The sequence below is a fragment of the Halorubrum sp. B52 genome (genome assembly GCF_059752555.1).
Genome location: NZ_MWTG01000008.1, coordinates 454,734 through 477,178, shown reverse-complemented (window position 1 = coordinate 477,178; position 22,445 = coordinate 454,734). Strand labels below are relative to the sequence as shown.

21 protein-coding genes are annotated in these 22,445 nt (G+C 72.1%); 12 read left to right on the top strand and 9 right to left on the bottom strand.

What is annotated here, in order from left to right; all coding sequences use genetic code 11:
• Nucleotide 1 precedes the first annotated feature (1 nt).
• Nucleotides 2-427 carry a universal stress protein gene (locus B4V04_RS08190; protein WP_498230717.1) on the top strand — a complete coding sequence of 142 codons (426 nt, stop codon included), beginning with the start codon at nucleotides 2-4 and terminating at the stop codon, nucleotides 425-427.
• Between the two features lie 31 nt (nucleotides 428-458).
• On the opposite strand, the gene B4V04_RS08185 is transcribed toward B4V04_RS08190, so the two are convergent.
• The 4 genes from B4V04_RS08185 to B4V04_RS08170 all read right to left on the bottom strand — a co-directional run bounded on the left by B4V04_RS08185 (nucleotide 459) and on the right by B4V04_RS08170 (nucleotide 3,975).
• Nucleotides 459-1,013: a GMP synthase subunit A gene (locus B4V04_RS08185; protein WP_498230715.1), complete on the bottom strand. Its 555-nt coding sequence runs from the start codon at nucleotides 1,011-1,013 to the stop codon at nucleotides 459-461.
• Between the two features lie 124 nt (nucleotides 1,014-1,137).
• Nucleotides 1,138-2,670, bottom strand: a complete 1,533-nt coding sequence (gene truD / locus B4V04_RS08180; RefSeq protein ID WP_498230713.1) for a tRNA pseudouridine(13) synthase TruD — start codon at nucleotides 2,668-2,670, stop codon at nucleotides 1,138-1,140.
• On the bottom strand, nucleotides 2,671-3,009 hold the full coding sequence (gene pth2, locus B4V04_RS08175) for a peptidyl-tRNA hydrolase Pth2 (RefSeq protein ID WP_008581783.1): 339 nt from the start codon (nucleotides 3,007-3,009) through the stop codon (nucleotides 2,671-2,673).
• 111 nt (nucleotides 3,010-3,120) lie between these two features.
• On the bottom strand, nucleotides 3,121-3,975 hold the full coding sequence (locus B4V04_RS08170) for a bacteriorhodopsin (protein ID WP_498230711.1): 855 nt from the start codon (nucleotides 3,973-3,975) through the stop codon (nucleotides 3,121-3,123).
• Nucleotides 3,976-4,314: 339 nt separating this feature from the next.
• On the opposite strand from B4V04_RS08170, the gene B4V04_RS08165 reads away from it, so the two are divergent.
• From B4V04_RS08165 to B4V04_RS08150, 4 genes are all read left to right on the top strand, one after another.
• Nucleotides 4,315-4,743: a plastocyanin/azurin family copper-binding protein gene (locus B4V04_RS08165; RefSeq protein ID WP_144799441.1), complete on the top strand. Its 429-nt coding sequence runs from the start codon at nucleotides 4,315-4,317 to the stop codon at nucleotides 4,741-4,743.
• Between the two features lie 88 nt (nucleotides 4,744-4,831).
• Complete coding sequence (locus tag B4V04_RS08160; RefSeq protein WP_498230710.1) at nucleotides 4,832-5,674, top strand: sulfite exporter TauE/SafE family protein; 843 nt, start codon at nucleotides 4,832-4,834, stop codon at nucleotides 5,672-5,674.
• 2 nt (nucleotides 5,675-5,676) lie between these two features.
• Nucleotides 5,677-8,247 (top strand): heavy metal translocating P-type ATPase, encoded by a 2,571-nt coding sequence (locus B4V04_RS08155; RefSeq protein ID WP_498230709.1) that lies wholly within the window; start codon nucleotides 5,677-5,679, stop codon nucleotides 8,245-8,247.
• A gap of 155 nt (nucleotides 8,248-8,402) precedes the next feature.
• Complete coding sequence (locus B4V04_RS08150; protein WP_498230846.1) at nucleotides 8,403-9,191, top strand: aldo/keto reductase; 789 nt, start codon at nucleotides 8,403-8,405, stop codon at nucleotides 9,189-9,191.
• A gap of 7 nt (nucleotides 9,192-9,198) precedes the next feature.
• Here B4V04_RS08150 and B4V04_RS08145 read toward each other — a convergent pair whose 3' ends face one another.
• Together B4V04_RS08145 and B4V04_RS08140 are read right to left on the bottom strand one after the other, a co-directional pair.
• Nucleotides 9,199-10,593, bottom strand: coding sequence for a PAS domain-containing sensor histidine kinase (locus tag B4V04_RS08145; protein WP_498230708.1), 1,395 nt, complete (start codon nucleotides 10,591-10,593; stop codon nucleotides 9,199-9,201).
• Between the two features lie 81 nt (nucleotides 10,594-10,674).
• Nucleotides 10,675-12,552 (bottom strand): S9 family peptidase, encoded by a 1,878-nt coding sequence (locus tag B4V04_RS08140; protein WP_498230706.1) that lies wholly within the window; start codon nucleotides 12,550-12,552, stop codon nucleotides 10,675-10,677.
• A 151-nt stretch (nucleotides 12,553-12,703) separates the two neighbouring features.
• Between B4V04_RS08140 and B4V04_RS08135 the strand changes: the two genes are divergently transcribed.
• The gene (locus B4V04_RS08135; protein ID WP_498230704.1) at nucleotides 12,704-13,750 is read left to right on the top strand and encodes a glycosyltransferase; all 1,047 of its coding nucleotides are present in this window, start codon (nucleotides 12,704-12,706) and stop codon (nucleotides 13,748-13,750) included.
• Nucleotides 13,751-13,824: 74 nt separating this feature from the next.
• On the opposite strand, the gene B4V04_RS08130 is transcribed toward B4V04_RS08135, so the two are convergent.
• A complete protein-coding gene (locus B4V04_RS08130; RefSeq protein ID WP_498230702.1) occupies nucleotides 13,825-14,466 on the bottom strand; it encodes a halocyanin domain-containing protein in 642 nt (213 codons plus the stop codon).
• A 141-nt stretch (nucleotides 14,467-14,607) separates the two neighbouring features.
• Between B4V04_RS08130 and B4V04_RS08125 the strand changes: the two genes are divergently transcribed.
• The 6 genes from B4V04_RS08125 (at nucleotide 14,608) to B4V04_RS08100 (ending at nucleotide 18,746) form a co-directional block, all read left to right on the top strand.
• On the top strand, nucleotides 14,608-15,087 hold the full coding sequence (locus B4V04_RS08125) for a DUF7969 family protein (RefSeq protein ID WP_498230701.1): 480 nt from the start codon (nucleotides 14,608-14,610) through the stop codon (nucleotides 15,085-15,087).
• Nucleotides 15,088-15,167: 80 nt separating this feature from the next.
• Nucleotides 15,168-15,497, top strand: a complete 330-nt coding sequence (locus tag B4V04_RS08120) for a hypothetical protein (protein ID WP_498230699.1) — start codon at nucleotides 15,168-15,170, stop codon at nucleotides 15,495-15,497.
• Between the two features lie 123 nt (nucleotides 15,498-15,620).
• The gene (gene mch, locus B4V04_RS08115; protein ID WP_498230697.1) at nucleotides 15,621-16,559 is read left to right on the top strand and encodes a methenyltetrahydromethanopterin cyclohydrolase; all 939 of its coding nucleotides are present in this window, start codon (nucleotides 15,621-15,623) and stop codon (nucleotides 16,557-16,559) included.
• 13 nt (nucleotides 16,560-16,572) lie between these two features.
• Entirely contained in the window at nucleotides 16,573-17,115 is a 543-nt protein-coding gene (locus tag B4V04_RS08110) for a double winged helix-containing putative transcriptional regulator (protein WP_498230695.1), read from the top strand.
• A 72-nt stretch (nucleotides 17,116-17,187) separates the two neighbouring features.
• Nucleotides 17,188-18,393 carry a potassium channel family protein gene (locus tag B4V04_RS08105; protein WP_498230694.1) on the top strand — a complete coding sequence of 402 codons (1,206 nt, stop codon included), beginning with the start codon at nucleotides 17,188-17,190 and terminating at the stop codon, nucleotides 18,391-18,393.
• The gene (locus B4V04_RS08100) at nucleotides 18,390-18,746 is read left to right on the top strand and encodes a nuclear transport factor 2 family protein (protein ID WP_498230692.1); all 357 of its coding nucleotides are present in this window, start codon (nucleotides 18,390-18,392) and stop codon (nucleotides 18,744-18,746) included. The genes B4V04_RS08105 and B4V04_RS08100 overlap by 4 nt, the downstream gene beginning before the upstream one ends.
• 12 nt (nucleotides 18,747-18,758) lie before the next feature.
• On the opposite strand, the gene mfnA is transcribed toward B4V04_RS08100, so the two are convergent.
• Nucleotides 18,759-19,826: a tyrosine decarboxylase MfnA gene (mfnA, locus tag B4V04_RS08095; RefSeq protein ID WP_498230690.1), complete on the bottom strand. Its 1,068-nt coding sequence runs from the start codon at nucleotides 19,824-19,826 to the stop codon at nucleotides 18,759-18,761.
• 131 nt (nucleotides 19,827-19,957) lie between these two features.
• Nucleotides 19,958-22,300 carry a phosphoenolpyruvate synthase gene (ppsA, locus tag B4V04_RS08090; RefSeq protein WP_498230688.1) on the bottom strand — a complete coding sequence of 781 codons (2,343 nt, stop codon included), beginning with the start codon at nucleotides 22,298-22,300 and terminating at the stop codon, nucleotides 19,958-19,960.
• Nucleotides 22,301-22,445: the final 145 nt, after the last annotated feature.

Sequence of the window (22,445 nt, the reverse complement as noted above, 5' to 3'; positions counted from 1 at the left end):
GATGTACGACGAGATCCTCTGTCCGACCGACGGGAGCCCCGGGAGCGACGCGGCCGTCGAACACGCGCGCTACCTCGCCGAGCTGGCCGACGCGCGGATCCACGCGCTGTTCGTGGTCGACGAGACGATCGCGGGCGCCGACGGCTGGGACGTGGTCGTCGGGCGCGAGGAGGAACGCGGCGAGCGCGCGCTGGACGCCGTCGCCGCGGCCGGCGCGGAGCGCGGGATCCCGGTCGAGAAACACCTCCGGCGCGGGCGCCCGTACGAGGAGATCCTCGACGCCGCGAGCGACTACGAGGCCGACCTGATCGTGATGGGGACCCACGGCCGGACCGGCGTCGGTCGGTTCCTCGCGGCCGGATCTGTCGCCGAGCGGGTCGTGCGACACAGCGAGGCGCCGGTGTTGACGGCGCGGCTGGGGAAGTGAGCGGGCGGTCGGAACTGCGGCGCGGGTGGCTTTACGTCGACTCGCAGATCGAGACGAAGTTCTCGAACACCTCGTCGCCGCGCTCGGTGTGGGCGACCTCCGGGTGCCACTGGACGCCGTACAGGTCCGCCTCGGGGTTCGACATCGCCTCGATGCCGCAGACGTCGGAGGTGGCGGCCCGAGTGAACCCCGCCGGGAGCGCCTTCACCTCGTCGGCGTGAGAGGCCCAGACGCGGGTCGACGGCGCGAGCGACCCGACGAGGGGGTCCTCGTCGTCGACGATCTCCACGTCGACGTCGGCGTAGCCGCCGTAGTCGCCACCGCCGACCTCGCCGCCGAGCTCGGTCGCGATCAGCTGCATGCCGAGGCAGATCCCGAAGACCGGGACGTCCATGTCGAGGTAGTCCGGCGCGTTGCCGACGCGGTCCATGTCGGGGCCGCCCGAGAGGACGATCCCGTCGGCCTCGACCTCGTCGACCGGCTCGTCGGCGTCGACGATCTCGGTGTCGACGCCGATGTCGCGGAGCGCCCGCCGCTCGAGGTGCGTGAACTGGCCGTGGAGGTCGATGACGACGATTCGGGTCATGGCTCCGATTGACGGCTCCCGCACAAAAACGGCTCGGAACGGGGCGCAGTATCGTGGTGGTTTCGACCCTTTCAACGACTCGGTAATGCACGGGCGTGGATCGATCGGGGATCCACGCCCCCGATCAGAGGTCGAGCGGTCCGCGCTTCGTGAACTCCCGGAGCAGCACGGTCGCGTACGAGCCGCTCGGGAGCGCGAACGCGAACCGGGGATCCCCGTCAGCGAACGACGCGTCGAGGTCGGTGCGCAGGAGTATCGCCCGGCGGGTGCCCTCCGAGTCGAAGTCGCCGGGGAGCGCGAAGTCGCCGGACTCGATCCCGGCGTCGGCGAGGACCTCGCGCTCGATCTCGCCGGGCTCGCCGTCGCCGAGCTCGGTCTCCGTGCCGACGAGCGGGGCCGTGACGAACGCCCGGTCGCGCTCGCAGTGTCGCGAGACGACCGACACGCGGTCGGCGTCGACGCGCTGGAGCCGGTCGGTATCCGGCGCGTACAGCTCCTCGGGGGCGTCGCCGTCGGCGAAACAGACCACGTCGCCGGCGACGGGGCGGTCGAACGGGAGCCCGCGGCGCAGCCGCTCGCTTAGGATCCGGTTGAAGAGGAACGACTGCGCGGCGTTGACGAACAGCCGCTGGAGGTTCGACGGCACCGCCTCCAGCGCGTGCCACCAGTCCTCGTCGTCGGGCGGCGCGTCGGGGGCGACGCCGCGGTCGGCGAGCCGGTGGACCATCGACCGCTCGAACCGGAGCTTGCCCGGGATCGCGTCGAGGCAGGCCCCCCAGTCGCCGTCGCCGGTGCCGTCGGCGGCCGAGCGCTCCGCGTCGTCGACGCCGGCGGCGACGTCCCCGGCGAGACCCTCCTCGGCGGCGCCGCCGGCGACGTCGGGGTCCACGCCGAACGCCGCGTCGACGCGGTCGCGCGCGGCCCGGGTGTCGTCCGGCTCCGTCTCGGCGGGGTTGCCCGCGTACAGCCGCACCGCCTCGCGCGGGTCGTTGCGAGCGATCGCGAGCCCGACGACGTGGGTGACCGGCCGCCGGCTGCCGAAGCGCTGCTGGCCGAAGTAGTTCGGGACGCCGACGGTCGCCTCGGCGGGCGAGGCCCCGACGTCCGAGGCGTCCTCCCCGTCGTCGTCGCCCTCGTCGCCCGCGAACGCCCGGAGGTCGCGGACCGTCTCGGCGACGCGCTCGGGCGCCTCCGCGACCGCGTCGGCGACCCGGATCTCGAAGGCGTTGCCGGCCAGATCGCCGAAGGAGAGCCGCCGGCCGGCCCGCCCGAGCGGCTCGATGTCGGCGCCGCGGATCGCGGGGAGGTCGTCCGGGTCGACCTCGCGGAGGGTGAACAGCTGCGTCGTGACGGCGCGCTTGTCCTTCGTGCCGGCCCACGAGACCCGCTCGCGGCTGATACCGAGGGCGTCGGAGATTCGGCGCGCGAAGTCGTTCGTATCCCAGTCGCGCAGCGTGACGCGGACGACCAGTTCGGGGTAGCTCCCGCGGTCGGCGCCGAGCGGCTCCGGGTCGAACGCCTCCAGCTCGCGGACCCGGAAGTCCTCGGGGGACTCCCTGAGCCGCCCGCCGATCCCGTCGGCGTCGCTGACGTAGTAGTCCATGCCGACCGCGCGCTCGGTCGGGTGCGCCTCGCGGAGGTTGCGTTCGGAGGTCATCTAGTACAGCGAGAGGTCGCCGGTCACGCGGTCGACGCTGTCGTCGCGGGCCGGCCCGACCGCGAGGGCGGTGACGGTCCCGGGGTCCAACTGGGTGTGGCCCGCGTCCCGGACGATCGCGTACGGGAGCCCTTCCTTGTCCGCCTTGTCGGCCAGCTCGAACAGCTGGCTCTCGGAGTCGCCCTTCAGCACGACCTTCTTCTGCCCCTCGCCCTGCCACTTCTTCCGGGCGCGGCGCCCCGCGTCCTGGTACGCCGACAGCGACGCGTGCGCGACCTGCGCGGCGAGCTTCCCCTCGCCCATGCCGATGTCCGTCCGGGCGACGATGGCCTGTTTCATGTCCCGAACCACCGCCGCCGCGGGTTTAGCGCTTGTCTCTCGGCCGCCGCGCCGGGGGCTGGCCGGCGTCGGAACGGGTTGAAGAGAGTTCGCGGGCGGGAGACCGCGCGGTCAGTCGTCCGCCGGCGCCGCGCCGCTGCGGGAAGACGCCCCGAGACCCGACGCCATGTCGGCGACCGTGCTCTCGTTCTCGACGACCCACCGCAGCAGGAGGAACGCGAAGAGGTACTTCGCGACGATGTCCATCCCGCTGTAGGCCCACGAGGTGACGGCGACGTCGAGCACCGCGAACCCCTCGGCGCCGAGCGCCCAGAAGATCGGGTAGCCGAGCCAGAGGACCACGGTGAGCGCCTTCAGCGTGTTGAAGATCTCGGCGGTGCCGGCGACCTCGGCGTCCTCGGTCCACTCGACGAGCAGGACGTAGAGCACGACGGCGAAGAACGCGCAGCTGATGACGTACCACACCCAGCGCAGCATGTAGGAGGAGGTGGTCAGCGCGGCCGCGAGCCCGGTGACGCACATCCCGACGTCGGCCACGACGGCCGTGAACAGCTTCGTCAGGTTCGACCCGGCCAGCAGGCCGAGCGCGACGAGGATCATCGGCGTCGACAGCGCCCACGTGAGGTACCGACCCCACGGCGTGAGCACCTCCTGCCCGGCCAGCGCGTGTCCGGCCGGCATCTCGAGGAAGCTCACCGTGAGGCCGGAGACGAGCCCGGTGTAGCTCGATATCGACACCAGCGGCACCATCAGCGTGGCGACGAAGATCAGCTGGGCGCGGGGGTCTTCCACGTTTCTCCCCATGTACACGAACAGGAGGATCGACAGGCCCGCGAGGGCGATGTTTATCCAGAGCGACGCGCTCAGGAGCGCGTCGTTCCGAATCGCCTGGAACGCTTCGGCTTGGGTCGTTTGGAGCGGGACCGTTCCGCTTGCGAGTAGGTCGGCCGCGGCTGTTTCGATCATGCGACGTCCGCGGATAGGCGTCGACCTCAGTAAACGTCCAAACCTGACGTGTAAGGGTTTTTTGACGGATTCCGATCTCAGACTGAATAGTTCGAAATGTTCCGATTCGTAAAACGGATGGTGGACGATCGTTTTCCGAGGATCGCCATCAGCGCCCGACCTTCCGGAGCCAGTCGAGGGGGCGGCCGGCGACGACCGCTGCGACCGCGGCACGGGGAGGAGCGGTCCCGTCCGCGTCATCGCGTGGGCGAGCCCGAGCGATTCCCGCGACGGCCAGAGCGATTCCCACGTGGTGGGGCGAACCGCGGTATTGAAACGACCGAGGCCCCGAGGGAGGGTATGCAACGGAGACGGTTCCTCCGACGGGTCGGTGCGGCCGGCGTCGGGACCGGAGCGACCGCCGCCCTCGCCGGCTGCGCCGGCGTCGGCGGCGACCCCGGCTACGACGTCGGGATGCTCGCGTCCGCCTACCGCCCCGCGGAACTGACCGTGTCGGTCGGCGACACCGTCGTCTGGGAGAACACGAGCTCTCGGGCGCACACGGTGACCGCCTACGAGGCGGCGATCCCGGACGCGGCCGACTACTTCGCCTCCGGCGGCTACGACGACGAGGAGACCGCCCGCGAGGCGTGGGCGTCCGACTTCGGCGGCGGGCTGGAGAGCGGCGACCGCTACTCGCACACCTTCGAAGTCGCCGGGCGCTACGACTACGTCTGCATCCCGCACGAGACCGGCGGGATGTACGCGACCGTCTTCGTGGAGGAGTGACGTGCGCCGGCACCGGCCCGGACGATCCGACCCGCGACCGACGAAACCCATTACCGCCCGCGACGCCAAGGCGCGGTAACACACGCCCATGGACATCTCGACGCTTCTGGGGACCGACGTCCTGCTGTTCCTCGCCATCGGGCTGCTCGGCGGCGCCCACTGTATCGGCATGTGCGGCCCGCTCGTGACGGTGTACGCCGGCCGGATGCGAGAAGGCGGCGGCCGGACCGACGGCGGCGCGGCGAGCGGCGGGACCGGCGGCGCCGCGTCCGCGGCTTCCGACCGCCGCGGGAGTCACCTCACGACCTACGAGGTCCGCCAGCACGCGCTGTTCAACCTCGGTCGCGCGGCGAGCTACGCGACCATCGGGACGGCCCTCGGCGCGCTCGGCGGGGTCGTCCTCGTCACGACCGCGACGCTGACGGGCGCGGCGGAGGTCGTCCGCGGCGTCGTCGGCCTCGGCGTCGGCGCGGCCGTGATCCTCGTCGGCGTCCGGTACGCGCTCGGCGGCGCGACCGGCGGGGTCCACCTCCCGGGGCTCGAACGGGTCACCGGCTGGCTCACCGGCCACGTCGACCGGCTCGCGAACGGGCCCGGCATCGTCGCGCTCGGCGCGGTCCACGGACTCTTACCCTGTCCGATCCTCTACCCGGCGTACCTCTACGCGTTCGCCAGCGGCTCGGCGGTGAGCGGAGGGATCGCGCTCGCGGCGCTCGGGGTCGGCACGATGCCCGCGGTGTTCCTCTACGGCACCGTGATCGAGGGCGTCGACGCGGTCCACCGGCGCCGGATCCACCGGCTGCTCGGCGTCGCGTTCGTCGCGCTCGGCTACGTCCTGTTCGCGCACGGGCTGATGTCGGTCGGGATCCACGTGCCGCACCCGCGGCTCCCGTTCTGGAACCCGCTCGACGCCGGGATGGGGGGGATGTGACGATGGCGGCCGACTGCACCCTCTGTGATCTCCCGACGGACGGGGTCGACGTGACCGACGACGCGGGCAACGAGTTCTGCTGTCCGGGCTGCAGGGACGTGTACGCGGCCCTCGGCGACGCCGACGTGGACGCCGACGCGGTGCGCGAGCGGCGCCGCGCCGATGAGGGAGACGGGGAGGGCGCGGGCGAGGAGTCCCGCACCGACGTCCCCCCCGACCACGAGGCGACGTTCCTCGAGGTCGACGGGATGCACTGCGCGACCTGCGAGGCGTTCATCGAGGCGGTCGCGACCCGGACCGACGGTGTCAGCGCCGCGAGCGCGAGCTACGTCACGGACACGGTCCGGATCGACCACGACCCGGACGGCGTCTCGACCGACGACCTCTCGGAGGCGGTCAGCGGCCTCGGTTACAGCGCCTATCCCCGCGACGACGCCTTCTCACGCCGGCAGGCGGACAACATGGCGACGGCGCGGCTCGCGGCCGGCGTCATGGTCGGGATGGCGGTCATGCTGCAGTACATCGTCATCATCTACCCGACGTACTTCGCGTTCCCCTTTTATAACGAGCGCACCCTGGAGTACCTCAACCAGGCGATGTCGTCGACGTCGGGGACGTACTTCTTCATCGTGATCGCCGTCCTGACGACCGTCGTCCTCTTTTTCACCGGCAAGCCGATACTGCGTGGCGCCTACGTCAGCGCGAAGACCAGGTCGCCGAACATGGACCTGCTCGTCGCCATCGCGGCGGTGAGCGCGTACGTCTACAGCACCCTCGCGGTGATCTTCGTCGAGTCGCCGTCGATCTACTACGACGTGACGGTCGCGATCATCGTGATCGTCACCGTCGGGAACAGTTACGAGGACTCGATCAAGAAGCGCGCGACCGAGCTCCTCTCCGACCTCACCGCGGTGCAGGTCGACAGCGCCCGACGGCTGACCGCCGGCGGCGACCCGACCGCCGGGGGCGACGCGCCCGACGCGGCCGCCGCCGAGACCGAGGAGGTCGCCATCGACGCGCTCGAACCCGACGACCGCCTGCTCGTGCGCGCCGGCGAGCGCGTCCCGGTCGACGGCGCGGTCGTCGCCGGCGACGCCGCGGTCGACGAGTCGGTCGTCACCGGCGAGTCGATGCCGGTCCGGAAGACCGCCGGCGACGACGTGGTCGGGGGATCGGTGGTCGCGGACGGCTCGCTGACGGTCGCGGTCGGCCCGGACGCGAGCTCCAGCCTCGACCGCGTCGCGGAGCTCGTCTGGGACCTCCAGAGCGGGAACCACGGCGTCCAGAAGCTCGCCGACCGGCTCGCGACCGTCTTCGTGCCGGTCGTCCTCGCGGTCGCGGTCGTCGCCGCCGCCGCGAACCTCGCGCTCGGCAACGGCGTGACGGAGGCGATGCTCGTCGGGCTCACGGTGCTCATCGTCTCGTGCCCCTGCGCGCTCGGGCTCGCGACCCCGCTCGCGGTCGCCGCGGGGATCCGCGACGCGCTCGAACGCTCGATCGTGATCTTCGACGACACCGTCTTCGAGCGGGTGCGCGACGCGAAGACCGTCGTCTTCGACAAGACGGGGACGCTCACGACCGGCGAGATGGAGGTGATCCGGGCCGACGTCGACGTCGACCTGCTCCGGCTCGCGGCCGCGCTGGAGGAGCGGTCGGCCCACCCGGTCGGGCGGGCCATCGCCGCGGCGCGGGCGAGCGGTGGCGCCCGGGGAGACGCCGGCTCGCCCACCCCCGCCGCGGTCGCCGACGGCGGGACGGCCGAGCCGGCGGCGTCCGTCGACGACCCCGACGCGACCGCCGGCGGCGACGCCGGAGACGCGACCGCCGCGCTCGCGGTCGAGGAATTCGAGAGCCACGCCCGCGGCGTCTCCGGGACGGTCGACGGCGTCGAGGTCGTCGTGGGGCACCCGGCCCTGTTCGACGAGCGCGGCTGGACCGTCCCCGACGCGATCCGGGAGGCGGTCGCCGAGGCGCGCGACGTGGGCCGTGTCCCCGTCGCGGTGGGGCGCGACGGCGCCGCCGAGGGCGTCGTCGTGGTCGGCGACGAGCTGCGCGAGGGGTGGGAGGAGACGGTGACGGCGCTCGACGACTCGGGCGTCGACGTGGTCGTGCTGACGGGCGACGACGAGCGCGCGGCGACCGTCTTCGAGGAGCACGACGCGGTCGCCTCGGTGTTCGCGGGCGTCCCGCCGGAGGGGAAGGCCGAGACGATCGAGCGCCTGAAGGCGAGCGGGCTCACGGTGATGGTCGGCGACGGGACCAACGACGCGCCCGCGCTCGCCGCGGCCGACCTCGGGCTCGCGCTCGGCGGCGGCACGGCGATGGCGGCCGACGCGGCCGACGTGGCCATCGTCGACGACGACCTCGGCTCGGTCGCGACCGTCTTCGAGCTCTCGCGGGCGGCCGGCCGACGCGTGAAGGGGAACATCGGCTGGGCGTTCCTGTACAACGCGGTCGCCATCCCGCTGGCGGTGACCGGCCTCCTCAACCCGCTTTTCGCCGCGGTCGCGATGGGCGCGTCCAGCCTGCTCGTCGTGACGAACTCCTCGCGGGCGCTGCTGTCGGACGACTGACCGGGAGCGAGCGCCGAGTCGGTCCGCGGCCGCGACCGGGGCTGCCGCGCTCCCCCGCCCGGCCCGCCGCGACCGCAACCGACTTTCCCCTCACGCGACTACCTCCCACCATGTCACAACGACAGCAGTCCTTCGACGTCCCGACCCGCGACGGGATGCCCGCGCTCGGACTCGGCACGTGGGAGAACGACGAGCCCGCGCAGTGCACCGAGTCGGTGAAGACGGCCCTCGAGACCGGCTACCGCCACGTCGACACCGCTCAGATCTACGGCAACGAGGCCGCCGTCGGCGACGGGATCGCCGCGGCCGACGTCGACCGCGACGACGTCTTCCTCGCGACGAAGGTGTGGATCGACCAGCTCGCGTCCGAGGACGTGGTCTCGTCCACCCGCGAGAGCTTAGAGAAGCTCGGCACCGACTACGTCGACCTGCTGTACGTCCACTGGCCGGCGGGCGCGTACGACCCCGCGGAGACGCTGCCCGCGTTCGCGGAGCTCCGCGACGACGGCCTGATCGACCGGATCGGCGTCTCGAACTTCGAACCGCACCACCTCGACGCCGCGACCGACGCGCTCGGCGAGGCGCCGTTCGCGAACCAGGTGGAGATGCACCCCCTGCTCCGGCAGGAGGAGCTCCGGGAGTACGCCGACGCCAACGGTGTCGAGCTCGTCGCCTACTCCCCGCTCGCCCGCGGGAACGTGCTCGACGACCCGGCGATCACCCACATCGCCGAGAAGCACGGCGTCAGCGCCGCGCAGGTGAGCCTCGCGTGGCTCCGCGAGAAGGGCGTCATCGCCATCCCGAAGGCGACGGGCGAGGACCACATCGCCGACAACTGGGCGAGCCTCGGGCTCGAACTGGACGACGAGGACGTCGAGGAGATCGACACGCTCGGCCGGACCGACCGCCAGCTGAATCCGGACTTCGGCCCGGACTGGGAGTAACGCCCGGTCAGTCGACGACCCGGGAGAGGGTGATCGCGATCTCGTTTCCGCGGTCAGGGCCGGACTCCACCGCGACGCTGCCGTTCGAGAGCTCCACGCTCCAGTAGACGAGCCAGAACCCCAGCCCGCTGCTGTGGTACACGTCGGTCATGCCGTGGTCGCCCGTGAGCACGTCGGCCTCGACGGCCGGGATCGGCGGGTGGTCGTCTCGGACGACGACCTCCGCGCCGGCCGGCGTCCGACGGAGGGAAACGCTCACCGTCGGATCGCCGCCGTCGGCGTGTCGGACCGCGTTCCCCAACAGTTCGGTCACCGCGGCCCGGAGCTCCGGGCGCCCCTCGATCGCGACCGGATCCGGCGTCGAGATCTCGATCGAGGCGTCCGGATACCGGTCCCGGACGGTCTCGACGCAGTCGGCGATCGCCTCGCGGAGCTCGATCCGCTCGCACTCCTGCTTCCCGGTGATGAGGTCGATGATGTCGCGCTCCTTCTCGGCGGTCTCGAGGAGCTGTTCGCCGACCCGACGGATCACGGCGGTGTGCTCGGTCGACTCCGGCACCGACGACTCGAGGAGCTCCGCCGTACCGAGGATGACGTTGAGGTCGTTCCGGAGGTTGTGCCGGAGGAGATTGTCCATCACGACCAGCTGGCGCTCGCGCCGCCGCCGGTCGGTGACGTCCTTGGTGAACCCCGTGATGCGGACGACCTCGCCGTCGTCTTCGATCGGTTCCGCCTGCACCCAGACCCACCGGTTGTAGTTCTCTTCGGGGTTCGCCCGGTACTCGATGTCGACCGACGCCCCGGCGGCGATCCGCTCCATCGCCGCTTCGACCGCCGAGACGTCGTCCGGGTGGATCGCGTCGAGAAACCGCTGCGGATCCCTCTCGAGCTCCTCGATCGACCCGCCGTAGATCTCCTCGTACGAAGGGTTCACGAACAGCAGCTCCGTCCAGTCGGCGTCGAACATCCACAGCACGTCGCCCGAGACGGCCGCGATCTCCCGGAGGTGCGAGGCCGTCTCCGCGCGGTCTCGCTCGGCCCGCACCCGGTCGGTGACGTCGCGGGAGCTGACGACGTACCCGTCGAGCGCGTCGTCGGTGAGGTTCGACATGCGGCTCTCCAGCCAGACCCACGAGCCGTCCGCGGTCCGGTGCCGGTACTCGACCGTCTCCTCGGCGAACCCGTCACTCGTTATCGTTCTGTCGAAGGCGCCGCGGGCCGCCTCCCGGTCCTCCGGGTGGACGTACTCGAAGGCGTTCTCGCCGACGAGCTCCTCGGGGGCGAATCCGAGGATCCGTTCCGCGGCCCCGTTGACGTAGGTGAACCGCCCCGCCTCGTCCAGCAGGGCGATCTTGTCCTGCGCCTGGTCGAGCAGGAGGCCGAGCGGCTCGGGCCCGTTCATTTCTTCGTGGTCTTTCGCGCGGGAACATAACGGTCACGGCGGTGCGCGCGTCCCGTTTTGCTCTCGGACACAGGCGTCGCCTCAGACGTGCTCCGCGAGGAAGTCGACGACCTCGCGGTACGCCTCGATGCGGTTCTCCAGCTTCGAGAAGCCGTGCCCCTCGTCGTCGAAGATCAGCTTGCGGACCGGGACGCCCTGATCGCGCGCCTCCTCGACGATCTGCTCGGCCTCGTCCACGGGCACCCGCGGGTCGTTCGCGCCGTGGAGGACGAACAGCGGCGACTCGATCCGCTCGATGTTGTTGATCGGCGAGATCGACTCCAGGAACTCGCGGTCCTCGTCGAGCGAGCCGTACTCGGCCTCGCGCAGTTCGCGGCGCCAGTCGCCGGTGTTCTCCAGGAAGGTGACGAAGTTCGCGATGCCGACGACATCGACGCCGGCGGCCCACAGCTCGGGGTACTCGGTGAGCGCGGCGAGCACCATGAAGCCGCCGTAGGAGCCGCCCATCGCGACGACGCGGTCGGGGTCGACCTCGGGGTGGTCGTGGAGCCACTCGACGCCGGCCTCGACGTCGGCCACCGAGTCCATCCGCTTCTCCACGTCGTCGAGCGCGGCGTACGCCTTCCCGTACCCGGAGGATCCGCGCACGTTCGGCTCGAAGACGGCGTACCCGTTGTTCAGCAGGTACTGCTTCACCGAGGCGAACGAGGGGCGGCGCTGGGACTCGGGGCCGCCGTGGATGTCGACGACGACGGGGTAGCCGCCCTCGGGCGGCTCCGTCTCCGGCACGGAGAAGAACGCGGGGATCTCCCGGCCGTCGAAGGTGGGGTAGTGGACGAGTTCGGGCTCGACGAACGTGTCCGGCGGGATCCCCGCGGTGGAGGCGGCGGTCCAGCGCTCCGTCTCGCCGGTGGTCGCGTCGACGACGTAGGCGTTCGCGTTGTGGGTGCTCCCGGTCGCGGTGACGGCGAAGCGGTCGCCGTCGGGGCCGAAGCTCACGCCGCCGGCGACGCCCCTCGGGAGGTCCGGGGCCGGGAAGGGATCGATCCGGTCGGGCTCGACGAGTTCGCCGACCGCGAGCTCGGTGTAGCCGTCGACGTTCTCGGAGTAGACGACGCGCCGGGACTCCTCGTGGACCGCGACGCCGTCGACGTTCCACCCGTCGTCGCCGCCGGGTTTCTCGGGGAGCGCTTCGTCGTCGCCCGTCTCGCCGTCGCCCGCCGCCCGCCCGCCCGCCCCGGACGCGACCACCGAGAACTCCCCGGTCGCGAGGTCGAGCCGCTCCAGCCGGAGCGTGTCGCTGTCGCGATCGGTGACGAGGTAGAGCCCCTCGCCGTCCGGCCCCCATTCCGGGCTGCCGTACCGGACGTCGCCCTCGTGGGGGGTGTGGTGGGTCAGGTCGCCGCTCGCGACGTCGAGCGTGTACACGTCGTGGTCGAACGAGGAGTGCGCCTCGTGGACGATCAGGCGGTCGTCGCTCGGCGACCAGCCCGCTACGGAGAGCCAGCCGTCTCCCTCGTACACCAGCTCGGCGTCGTCGCCGGTCGCGTCGCGCTCCTGGACGTACACGTCGAACACGGACTCGTCGCGTCGGTTCGAGGCGAAGGCGAAGCGGTCGCCCTCGGAGTCCCAGCCGCCCCAGCGGTGCTTCGCCTCGGGGCGCTCGGTGAGGTCGACGATCTCGCCGGACTCGTAGTTGAGCCGGTAGAGCTGGGCGCGCTCGTTACCCCCCTCGTCCATGCCGAAGACGGCCTCGGCGCGCTCGGGCGACGAGTCGACGAACGAGACCGACTCCTCGAAGAACGTGTGTTGCTCGGGCCATCCCAGCGGCTCGCCGAGCGACCACACCTGTCCGGTGCCGGTCGTGTTCAGCAGGAAGGAGAGCCGACCGTCGGGACCCAGGTCCGCCCCGCCGGCGCTGCGCACGTTGAGGTACCGCTCGATGTCGTACCGGTGCATGGGGTCCGGTTCCGGCCGCGGTGGGAAACAGTTTCGGGTGGCGGGGGAACGGTTCCGGACCGACTCGGTCCCCGACCCCGGCGCGGCGAGCCCCCGCCACCCCCGCGGCGATGCCGTGTCTTTTTATCCGGGCCCGCCGTCCGGTCGCCGTATGCGCGTCGCGTTCGTCTCGCTTCTCGCCCCGGGTCACGGCGACACGCCGTCCCGGGAGCGGACGCGACGGGTCGCCCGCGGGTTCGCCGCCCGCGGCCACGAGGTCGTCTGGCTCTGCGCGCGCTGGTGGGGCGGCGACCACGACGTCTTCGAGGAGGAGGGGATCGAGTACCGGTCGGTGACGGCGGACCCGTCGCCGACGGCGTTCGCGGCGCGGCTGCCGCTCGCGCTCCGCCGAGCGAGTCCCGACGTCGTCCACGCGGTCAACAGCCCGCCGACGCCGGGGCTCGGCGCGACGGTCGCGGGGACGCTGACGCGGACGCCGGTCGTCGTCGACTGGTGGCGCGACCACCCCGCGGACGCCGCCCGCCGCTACCGGCTCCTCGCCCGGAGCGCCGACGCGGTCACGACCCCCTCGCGGACGACGAAGACGCGGGTCCGCGAGCACGGCGCCGACGGCGACGACGTGCGTGTCGTCCCGGAGAGCGTCGACTTCGACCTCGTCGAGTCGGCCGGCGTCGACGACCGGTTCGACGCGGTGTACGCCCGGCGCCTGGACCGCCACGCCAACGTCGAGACGTTCCTGCTCGGACTCGCGGAGCTCCGCGGGCGCGACTGGACCGCCGCCGTCGTCGGCGACGGTCCCGAGCGCGAGCGGATCGAGGCGACCGCGAGCGACCTCCGGATCGACGACCGGGTGTCGTTCCTCGGCGACCTCCCGCGCCGCGAGCGCGTCGAGCTGTTCAAGGGGACCCACGTCGTCGCCGCCACGGCGACGTGGGAGACGTTCGCGACGGAGCTTTTGTGGGCGCTCGCGTGCGGCTGCGTCGCCCTCGTCGAGTACCAGGCGGACTCCAGCGCCCACGAGCTCGTGGAGGGCCGCGAGCGCGGCCGCCTCGTCACGAGCCCGGCCGAGCTCGCGGACGAGTTCGTCGCCGTCGGCGACCTCGAGCGGAAGCCGATCGAGCGCGACTTCGCGAGCTACGACCGCGACGCGGTGTTGGATCGGTACGTCGAGGCGTACCGCGGGCTCCTCGGCGAGTGAACTGAAAAAGGCGGGTCGAAATCTCGGGTCGGCGACGGGCCCGCCGACCACCGCGCGGTCGCTCCGAACGCCGACTACTCCTCGTCGCCGGTTATCGTCCCGCCGTACTTCATGAAGACGAACGCCAGCCCGAGCGTGCTCACCATCGCGATGAACGTGGCGACGCCGAGTGCGCGGGCGCCCTGCGGGACGAAGACGGCGTTCGAGCCGCCGCCGCCGCCGCCGGTCGACTCGGTCTCGACGTCCCCGCCGACGGCGAGGCCGGCGTGCATGCCGACCGCGGTGTGGGGGACGCAGTGGTAGTGAGTGATGCCGGCGTCCTCCTCGGTCACCTCGTACTCGTAGGTCGCCCCCTCCTCGCCGACCGGGTCGCCGCTGTCGAGGCTCGCCGGGCCGCCGCCCTCGACGGTCTGGACGTTGTGGGCGCCGCCGTTCCCCGTCCATTCGAAGGTGATCGTGGTGCCGGTGTCGACCCACAGGAGGGTCGGGTCGAAGGCGAGACCGCTGTCGCCCGCGCCGACCGCTACCGTCACCTCGCTCTCGCCGCGGGCGTCCTGATACGACCCGACGTTCCCGCTGCTGGCCCCGCTCGGCCAGACCGGCTGTTCCTCCTGTGCCGCCGCGGTCCCCGCCGTCGCCGTCGCCGCCCCGGCGGCAGCGGTCGCGCCGCCCGCGGTCCGCATGAACGCGCGCCGGGAGACGTCGTCCGAGCTCATACCACCCGGTTCGTGACGGGTTGTAGTGAATATGTTGATCCGGGCGCGAGCGGCGTCGGCGTCTCACCCGTCGGCGGGGACCGGCGGCGAGGGCCGACGTGCCGGCGACGGGCGTTTAAAAACGGCGCCCGTACTCCCGCCATGAGCTATCCGGTCACCTACTACTGCCCGCACTGCGGGACCCTCGTCGAGCTGGAGCGCGACGGCTACCTCGCGGACAAGGCGGTGACGCCGTACCCCCTCGAGGGCTGGACGTACGTCTCCCCCGCGGAGTCGTTCGAGGACGAAGACGACGTCGACGGCGTGAGGTTCGTCTGCGGCGAGAGCGACGGCGTCGTCTGGGACCCGCGCGACGGGGTGCGCGGGACCGACGTCGGCGGGGAGGTCGACGGCGACGGTGTCGGCGGCGGCGACGGCGGAGGCCGCGACGGCGACGACCCCGGCTGCGGCGAGCCGTTCTACCTCTCGTTCGTCCGGTACGACGAGGGACGAGAGGTCGACCCGCGCGCCGAGAGCGAGCTGGTCGAGATCGACCCCGACCCGCGGCCGAGCGGTCCGCGGGGGCCGAGCGGGCCGAGCGGGGTCGGGGACGCCGGCGACTCCGACGGCGGGTTCTGGTAATACGACGCTGCGAACGAAGCGTAGACAGACCCATCACGATCGACCGTACAATTATCCCCGTGAGGCGTTACGGGTCAGGCATGCCGGACACCAAATCGGGGCGCGATAAGCAGGCCCGCGACGAGGAGCGCCGACGGATCGAGCGCGACATCTCCGAGGCCCGCGAGCGCGGCGACGAGGCGGAACCGTCGGAGAACGGTCCGCCGACGTGCTACCGGCGGGGCTGCGACGAGCCCGCCGCGTTCGAGGTCACCGAGCGGTATCAGGAGGACACCGGAACGGGCGCCGTCGAGGCGACCGCCCTCCTCTGCGTGGACCACGCGGCCGCGGAAGGCCCGGCCAATCTCGACAGCGCGTACGAGGGGTACGTCTTCCGCGTCGAACCGGTCTCGGCCGGGGACGGCGACTGATCCGAGCAGTCGACGCCGACCGATCTGCGTAGACGGCGACGACTGACCGATGCGGAGGGCGGCGTCGCCCGAGAGCGACGCCAACAGACAAACCCCTTAACCGGGGAGCGAAACGTATCGAGTATGGAAAGCATCAACCGGACCGCGATCGAGCTCGTCGACGAGGCGCTCGACTTCGCCGGCGAGCTCGACGTCGTCGGCTACGAGCTGGAGAACGGCGCCACGGTCGTCGACTTCGGGATCGACGCCGCCGGCGGCGTCGAGGCGGGGCTGTTGCTCGCCGAGATCCAGACTGCCGGCCTCGCGAACCTCCGCACCCGAATGGGCGAGGTCGCCGGCGCGCCCCGCCAGTACGTGGAACTGTCGACGGACCACCCGGCGATCGCGCTGCTCTGCTCGCAGAAGGCCGGCTGGGAGCTCGGCTTCGAGTCCGGCTACGAGGGGCTCGGGTCCGGCCCCGCCCGCGCGCTCGTCGGGCAGGAGGCGGAGTTCGAGCGCGTCGGCTACTACGACTCCTCGGAGTTCGCCACGCTCGCGGTGGAGTCGACCGAGCTCCCGACCGAGGAGGTCGCCGAGCACGTCGCCGACCTCGCCGAGGTCGACGCCGAGGGCGTCTTCCTCCCGGCGTACGCCACGGGCTCGACCGCCGGCTCGGTCGCCACCGCGGCCCGCGCCGCGGAGCTCGCCGTCTTCCGCCTGCTGGAGCTCGGCTACGAGCCGACCGACGTGCTCCACGCCTCGGGTGCGGCGCCGATGGCGCCCGTGACCCGCGACGAGGACCTCGCGATGGGGCGGACGAACGACGCCCTCGCCTACGGCGGCGAGGTCCACCTGCAGGTCGCCCGCGACGACGACCGCTTCGACCAGATCGTCTCGACCGCCCGCGAGGAGTACGGCACCCCCTTCGTCGAGGTGTTCGAGGAGGCGGACTGGGACTTCTACGAGGTCGACGAGCGCGTCTTCGCGCCCGCGAAGGTCACCGTCGACGTCGTCGACGGGCCCGTCTACGCCGTCGGCGAGACGGACGAGGAGCTGCTCGCCGAGTCGTTCGACTACCGCTGACCCGGTCGGTTCGATGCGACTCAAGCCCGTCCCCGACCCCCCGGCCGCTCTCGACGACCTCCGCGAGCTTCAGCGGGCGGTGCCGCTCGTGCCCGGCAGCACCGACGACTGCTGCGCTCGCCTCCGCGACCGGTGTGGCCTCCCCGACCGTCAGACCGCGAACGACTGGCTCGCGTTCCTCCGCGCGCTCGGGCTCGTCCGAGAGACGCCGCGGGGCTTCGTGCGGGCCGACGCGGAACCGACCCCCGAGCTGGTCCGCGAGGGGCTCCGCGAGGGCGTCCTGCTCGTGCCGGAGGCGCTCGCGGCGCTCCGGGAGGCGACGCGGGAGGACCCTCTCACGCCCGACGCGCTGTTCGAGGCGACCCGCGAGTCGGTGCCGCGACACGACCGCGCCCGCAACCCGGAGTGGGAGGCGACGTGGCGCGACCGGACGACCCGGCTGCTGGCGTGGCTGGCGCTCGTCGACCTCGCGGAGCGCGTCGACGGGGACGGAACCGGTGGGACCGAGGCGTCGCCCGCCTACGTCGCCGGCGACGCGGCCGGGAACGGCGCCTGAGCGCGTCCCGCGCCGAATCGGCGAGAACGGCCCGCAACAAGCCTTTTACTCGGCGCCGGAGAGGGTGTTCGCATGGGACGATTCGACCGGCGGGAGTCGCCGCTGTCGGTCACGTACGAGCCGACGAGCGTGAAGGACCTGCTCGTGGAGATGAAAGACACCGCGGAGCTTCTGATCGACCTGTCGTACTCGGCGGTGCTCCACGGGAGCCCGACGATCGCCGAGGAGGTCGTCGAGCTGGAACACCGGATGGACGTCCTCCAGATGCGCGCGCGGATGAGCCTCATGCTCGCGGCCCGGAGCCCCGACGAGGCCGAGACGCTCGCCCCGGTGCTCGGCGTGGTCGGCGCGGCCGACAAGATCTCCGACGCCGCGGGCGACATCGCGAAGATCGTCACCGAGGAGATCGGCCTCCCCGACGCGATGCGCGGCGCGCTCACCGGGGGCGTCGAGACGCTCATCCGCGGCGCCGTCGCGCCGGACTCCGGCTACGCCGGTCGCACGCTCAAGGACATCGACCTGGAGTCGAAGACGGGGGTTCGCGTCATCGCGATCCGGCGCGACGACGACTGGATCCTCAACCCCGGTCCGAAGACGCGGCTCGAGGCCGGCGACGTGGCGCTCCTGCGCGGGCCGGAGACGGGCGTCGCCGAGGCGTACCCCGAGCTGACGGGCGAGCCGTTCGAGCCGGAGGAGCCGGTCGAGCCCGCGATCGACGACCTGGAGCGCGCGGTCGACTCCATCGTGCTGATGAAGAACCTCTCCGAGCTCGCGGTCGACCTCGCGTACGGCTCGATCCTGTTCAACAACGAGGAGCTCGCCGAGGAGGTGTCCAACCTCGAGATCGAGGTCGACGCGCTCCAGTCGCGGTTCGAGGCGTGGACGCTCCGGGCCGCGCGCGAGGCCGACGACCCCGTCTCGCTCCGCGGGCTGATCCACCTCGGCGTCGCCACCGAGGAGATCTCGGACGCCGCCTTGGAGATCACCGAGGGCGTCGCGCGCGACCTCGGCGTCCACCCGGTCGTGGAGATGGCGGTCCAGGAGTCCGACGAGATTATCGCGCGCACGGTGGTCCGAGAGGGGAGCGACCTCGCGGGCGCGAGCGTCGAGAACGGGATCCCGACGACCGACGTCTCCACGAGCGTGATCGCGATCCGCCGCCCCGACGAGGGGTGGCTGATCGGCCACGACATCGACACCGTCCTCCGCCCCGGCGACGCCGTGATCTCGAAGGGGACGCGCACCTCCGCCGAGGAGTTCGAGGCGCTCGCGTCGTGACCGCCTCGTCGGCCGCGGACCCCGAGGGGCTCGCCCGCGCCTACTACGAGGCGCTCGACGCCGGCGACTACGAGCGGCTCCGCGGGCTGCTCGATCCCGACTTCGTGCAGCGGCGTCCGGACCGCACCTTCGAGGGACGCGACCGCTTCGTGGCGTTCATGCGCGACGAGCGGCCGATGACGGACACGACCCACGCCGTCGACGCGGTGTACCCGTCGGGCCCCGGCGTCGCGGTCCGCGGGCGGCTGCTGGACGCCGACGGTGACGAAGTGTTCGCGTTCGTCGACGTCTTCGACGTCGCGGACGGGCGGCTGGCGGCGCTGGAGACGTACGCCGCCGACGGGGCGGAGTAGGCGACGACGCCCTCACTCCCGTATCCGGTCGAGGTCCGCGACGAACGCCCGGAGCGCCTCGCGCGTCACGTGGGGCATGCAGACGACGCGGAGCTCGCCCGCGGCCGTCCGCGATACCTTCCAGTCGGCCTCCCGGAGCGCGTCGAACTCGGCCTCGGGGAGCGCCGCGGCGACGAGCGGGAGCGTCGGCTCGACGACGTCGTAGCCGCGCTCCGCGAGGGCGTCGGCGAGCCACGCGGCGTTCTCGGTCGCCCGCTCGGTCGCCTCGCGGTAGCCGTCGGGCCACAGCGCCTCCATCGCGGCGACCGCGCCGGCGACGCCGGCGCCGCTCCGGGTCCCGGTCAGCGTCGCCTGCTCTCGCGTCTCCAGGTACGGCGTGTCGACCGCGAGCGCGTCGAGCGCGGCCGGGTCGCGGGCGAGGAGCCCGCCGGCCGGCACCGGCGCCCGCCCGAACTTGTGGGGGTCGATCGTCAGCGTGTCGACCGGGGCGTCGCCGAACGACCACGCGCGGTCCGCGAACGGGAGGAGGAACCCGCCCCACGCGGCGTCGACGTGCATCAGCGCGCCGGCGTCGTGGGCGATCTCGGTCAGCGCCGGGATCGGGTCGACGCGCCCGTACTCCGTGCTGCCGGCGACGCCGACGACCAGGGCGGTGGCGTCGTCGACCGCGGCCGCGACCGCGTCGCTCCGGGCCCGGTAGTCGCCGTCGACGGGGACCGTCCGGAGCTCCACGTCGAGCAGCTCCGCGGCCTTGTGGAACGAGAAGTGGCCGCTCTCGGGGACGACGACGTTGACGTCGCTCGCGTCGTGCCGGTTTCGGGCGGAGCGGACCGCCTGCACGTTCGCCTCGGTCCCGCCGGAGGCGACGTAGCCCGTCGCGTCGGTCGGCGTCGGGTGGTCCGCGAGGGTCGCGAGCAGCTCGACCGCGCGCTCCTCCAGCGACGCGACCGCCTCGTAGGTGGCCGGGTCGCCGGGGTTCGTCGCGAGGTAGCGCTCGGCCGCCGCCCGGGCCGCGGGGTGCGGCTCGGTACACATCGAGGAGAGCACCCGGTCGAACGACTGCGGCTCGGGCTGCTGCATTCGGGAGACCGTTACCGCGGAGGGTCTTACTCGTTCCGCTCTCGGGTCTCGCGGCCGCCCGACGGCGGACCGCGCTCGCGGCCGCCGGACTGGGAGATCGCGGCTCGCGGCCGCCGGAGAGACCGGTCCCGTCAGCGCACCGAGTCGAGGAGGAGCCGCTGTTCGGTCCGCTTCACCTCGTGTTGCACGTCGCGGACCGCGTCGATGTTCGCCGAGATGGAGGAGACCCCCTCCTCGACGAGGAACTCGACCATCTCCGTCTTCGAGCCGGCCTGCCCGCAGATGCTCGTGTCGACGCCGAGCTCGCGGCACGTCTCGATCGTGTCGCCGATGAGCCTGAGCACGGCGGGGTGGAGCTCGTCGAACCGGTCGGCGACGTGCTCGTTGTTGCGGTCGACCGCCAGCGTGTACTGCGTGAGGTCGTTGGTCCCGAACGAGGCGAAGTCGATCCCGGCGTTCGCCAGCTCCTCGATCTGCAGCGCGCTCGCGGGCGTCTCGATCATCACGCCCCAGCGGTGCGTCTCCGGGTCGATGCCGGCGTCGCGCATGTGTCCCGTGACGGCCTCGATGTCGGCCGCGTCGTTGACGAGGGGGAACATCACCTCCAGGTTGTCGTACCCCATGTCGAAGAGGCGCGCGAACGCCGCGAGCTCCTGCCGGAACGGGTCCGGTTTGTCGAGACTGCGTCGGATCCCGCGCCAGCCGAGCATCGGGTTGTGTTCGTTCGGCTCGCCCTCGCCGCCCTCCAGCTCGCGGAACTCGTCGGTGGGCGCGTCGATGGTGCGCACGCGGACCGGCCGCGGGTAGAACTCGTCGGCGACGCGGCGGACGCCCTCGATCAGCTCGTCCTGGTAGGCGCGGGCGCCGTGGTCGGCGATGTACTTCTCGGGCGTCTTCCCGAGCGAGAGCACCATGTGTTCGATCCGGAGGAGGCCGACCCCGTCGGCCCCCGTCGCGGCCGCGCGCTCGGCCGCCTCGGGGATCGAGACGTTCACCTTCACCTCCGTCGCCGTCATCGGCTTCACCGGCGTCTCGGGGCGGGCCGCCTCCACGGGCTCGAACTCCTCGCCGGACTCGGCCTCGTCGTCGGCCCCGGCGCGCACGGTTCCCTTGTCGCCGTCGAGGGTGACCTGCTGGCCGTCCTCGAGCAGCCGCGTCCCGTTGCCGGTTCCGACGACGGCCGGGACGCCGAGCTCGCGGGAGATGATCGCGGCGTGGCTCGTCATCCCGCCCTCGTCGGTGACGATCCCCGCGGCGCGCTTCATCGCCGGGACCATGTCCGGCATCGTCATCTCCGTGACCATCACGTCGCCCTCCTGGACCTGGTCGAGGTGGTCGAGCTTGTGGACGATCCGGACCGCGCCGGAGACGACCCCCGGGCTGGCCCCGAGCCCGTCGACGAGGACGTCCTCGTCGTCCCCGTCGCCGCGGCCTTTTCCGTCAGCGACGCCGGCCCGCTCCGATCCCGCGTCGCCCGCGGCGGTCTCGCCGGCGGTTCCGGCCTCGTCACCGCCGCTCTCGTCCTCCTGAATCGTCGTGATCGGCCGCGACTGGAGCATGTAGATCTCGCCGTCGCGGATCGCCCACTCGACGTCCTGAGGGGTCCCGTAGTGGTCCTCGACGCGCTCGCCGAGCGCGACCAGCTCCTCGATCTCCGCGTCGGAGAGCACCCGCGCGGTGCGGCGCTCCTCGTCGACGTCGAGCTGGACGGTCTCGCCCGTCTCGTCGTCTTTCACCATCTCCACCTTCTTGTCCGCGACGGTGACCTCGTCGACGGCGCCGCGCTCGCGGTCGTACACGTAGTTGTCGGGGGAAACCGTCCCGGAGACGACCGCCTCGCCGAGCCCCCACGCGGCCTCGATGGTGATCTGCGGGTCGCCGGTCGAGGGGTGGCTGGTGAACATCACGCCGGACTTCTCGGCGTCGACCATCCGCTGGACGACGACCGCGATGTCGACGTCGGCGTGCGGGAACCCCCGCTGCTGGCGGTAGTAGATCGCCCGCTGGGTGAACAGCGACGCCCAGCACTCCTTCACGCGGCGCAGCAGATCGTCCTCGCGGACGTTGAGGAACGTCTCCTGTTGCCCCGCGAACGAGGAGTCCGGGAGGTCCTCGGCGGTCGCGGAGGAGCGCACGGCGACGAACGCCTCGTCGTCCCCGTCGCCCATCGAGCGGTACCGTTCCAGGATCTCCTCGCGTACCTCCTCGGGGAACGGCGTCTCCAGGATCAGCTCTTCGGCGCGCTCCTCGGCCGCGCGGAGCGCGGCGGAGTCCTCGGGGTCGACGTCGACCGCCGAGAACAGCTCCTCGTCGATCCCCGCCTCCTCGATGAAGGTCCGGTACGTGCCCGCGGTGACGGCGAATCCCGGGGGAACCGGGAGTCCGGCGCCGATGAGTTCACCGAGCGAAGCGGCCTTCCCGCCGACGGTCCCGACGTCGTCGGCGTCGACGTCCTCCAGCCAGAGTACTGCCATTCGTGTACCCGGAGGATCCGCGAGCCGACCTATGAAGCTTCCGGCCTGTGAAACGGTGAATAAAAGCTTACTCAGTCGCGAGTTACGGGTGGGCCGAGGGGCGCGGCCGGAGCCGGCCGCCGCGGTCGCTCAAGGGATCGAACGC

Coding starts and splice junctions, on each gene's coding strand:
- mch (WP_498230697.1), top strand. CDS start 15,621: ATGGAAAGCATCAACCGGACCGCGATCGAGCTCGTCGACGAGGCGCTC.
- B4V04_RS08150 (WP_498230846.1), top strand. CDS start 8,403: ATGCCCGCGCTCGGACTCGGCACGTGGGAGAACGACGAGCCCGCGCAG.
- B4V04_RS08105 (WP_498230694.1), top strand. CDS start 17,188: ATGGGACGATTCGACCGGCGGGAGTCGCCGCTGTCGGTCACGTACGAG.
- B4V04_RS08135 (WP_498230704.1), top strand. CDS start 12,704: ATGCGCGTCGCGTTCGTCTCGCTTCTCGCCCCGGGTCACGGCGACACG.
- B4V04_RS08165 (WP_144799441.1), top strand. CDS start 4,315: ATGCAACGGAGACGGTTCCTCCGACGGGTCGGTGCGGCCGGCGTCGGG.
- B4V04_RS08160 (WP_498230710.1), top strand. CDS start 4,832: ATGGACATCTCGACGCTTCTGGGGACCGACGTCCTGCTGTTCCTCGCC.
- B4V04_RS08120 (WP_498230699.1), top strand. CDS start 15,168: ATGCCGGACACCAAATCGGGGCGCGATAAGCAGGCCCGCGACGAGGAG.
- ppsA (WP_498230688.1), bottom strand. CDS start 22,300: ATGGCAGTACTCTGGCTGGAGGACGTCGACGCCGACGACGTCGGGACC.
- B4V04_RS08190 (WP_498230717.1), top strand. CDS start 2: ATGTACGACGAGATCCTCTGTCCGACCGACGGGAGCCCCGGGAGCGAC.
- B4V04_RS08125 (WP_498230701.1), top strand. CDS start 14,608: ATGAGCTATCCGGTCACCTACTACTGCCCGCACTGCGGGACCCTCGTC.
- B4V04_RS08130 (WP_498230702.1), bottom strand. CDS start 14,466: ATGAGCTCGGACGACGTCTCCCGGCGCGCGTTCATGCGGACCGCGGGC.
- B4V04_RS08145 (WP_498230708.1), bottom strand. CDS start 10,593: ATGAACGGGCCCGAGCCGCTCGGCCTCCTGCTCGACCAGGCGCAGGAC.
- B4V04_RS08170 (WP_498230711.1), bottom strand. CDS start 3,975: ATGATCGAAACAGCCGCGGCCGACCTACTCGCAAGCGGAACGGTCCCG.
- mfnA (WP_498230690.1), bottom strand. CDS start 19,826: ATGCAGCAGCCCGAGCCGCAGTCGTTCGACCGGGTGCTCTCCTCGATG.
- truD (WP_498230713.1), bottom strand. CDS start 2,670: ATGACCTCCGAACGCAACCTCCGCGAGGCGCACCCGACCGAGCGCGCG.
- B4V04_RS08185 (WP_498230715.1), bottom strand. CDS start 1,013: ATGACCCGAATCGTCGTCATCGACCTCCACGGCCAGTTCACGCACCTC.
- pth2 (WP_008581783.1), bottom strand. CDS start 3,009: ATGAAACAGGCCATCGTCGCCCGGACGGACATCGGCATGGGCGAGGGG.
- B4V04_RS08140 (WP_498230706.1), bottom strand. CDS start 12,552: ATGCACCGGTACGACATCGAGCGGTACCTCAACGTGCGCAGCGCCGGC.
- B4V04_RS08110 (WP_498230695.1), top strand. CDS start 16,573: ATGCGACTCAAGCCCGTCCCCGACCCCCCGGCCGCTCTCGACGACCTC.
- B4V04_RS08155 (WP_498230709.1), top strand. CDS start 5,677: ATGGCGGCCGACTGCACCCTCTGTGATCTCCCGACGGACGGGGTCGAC.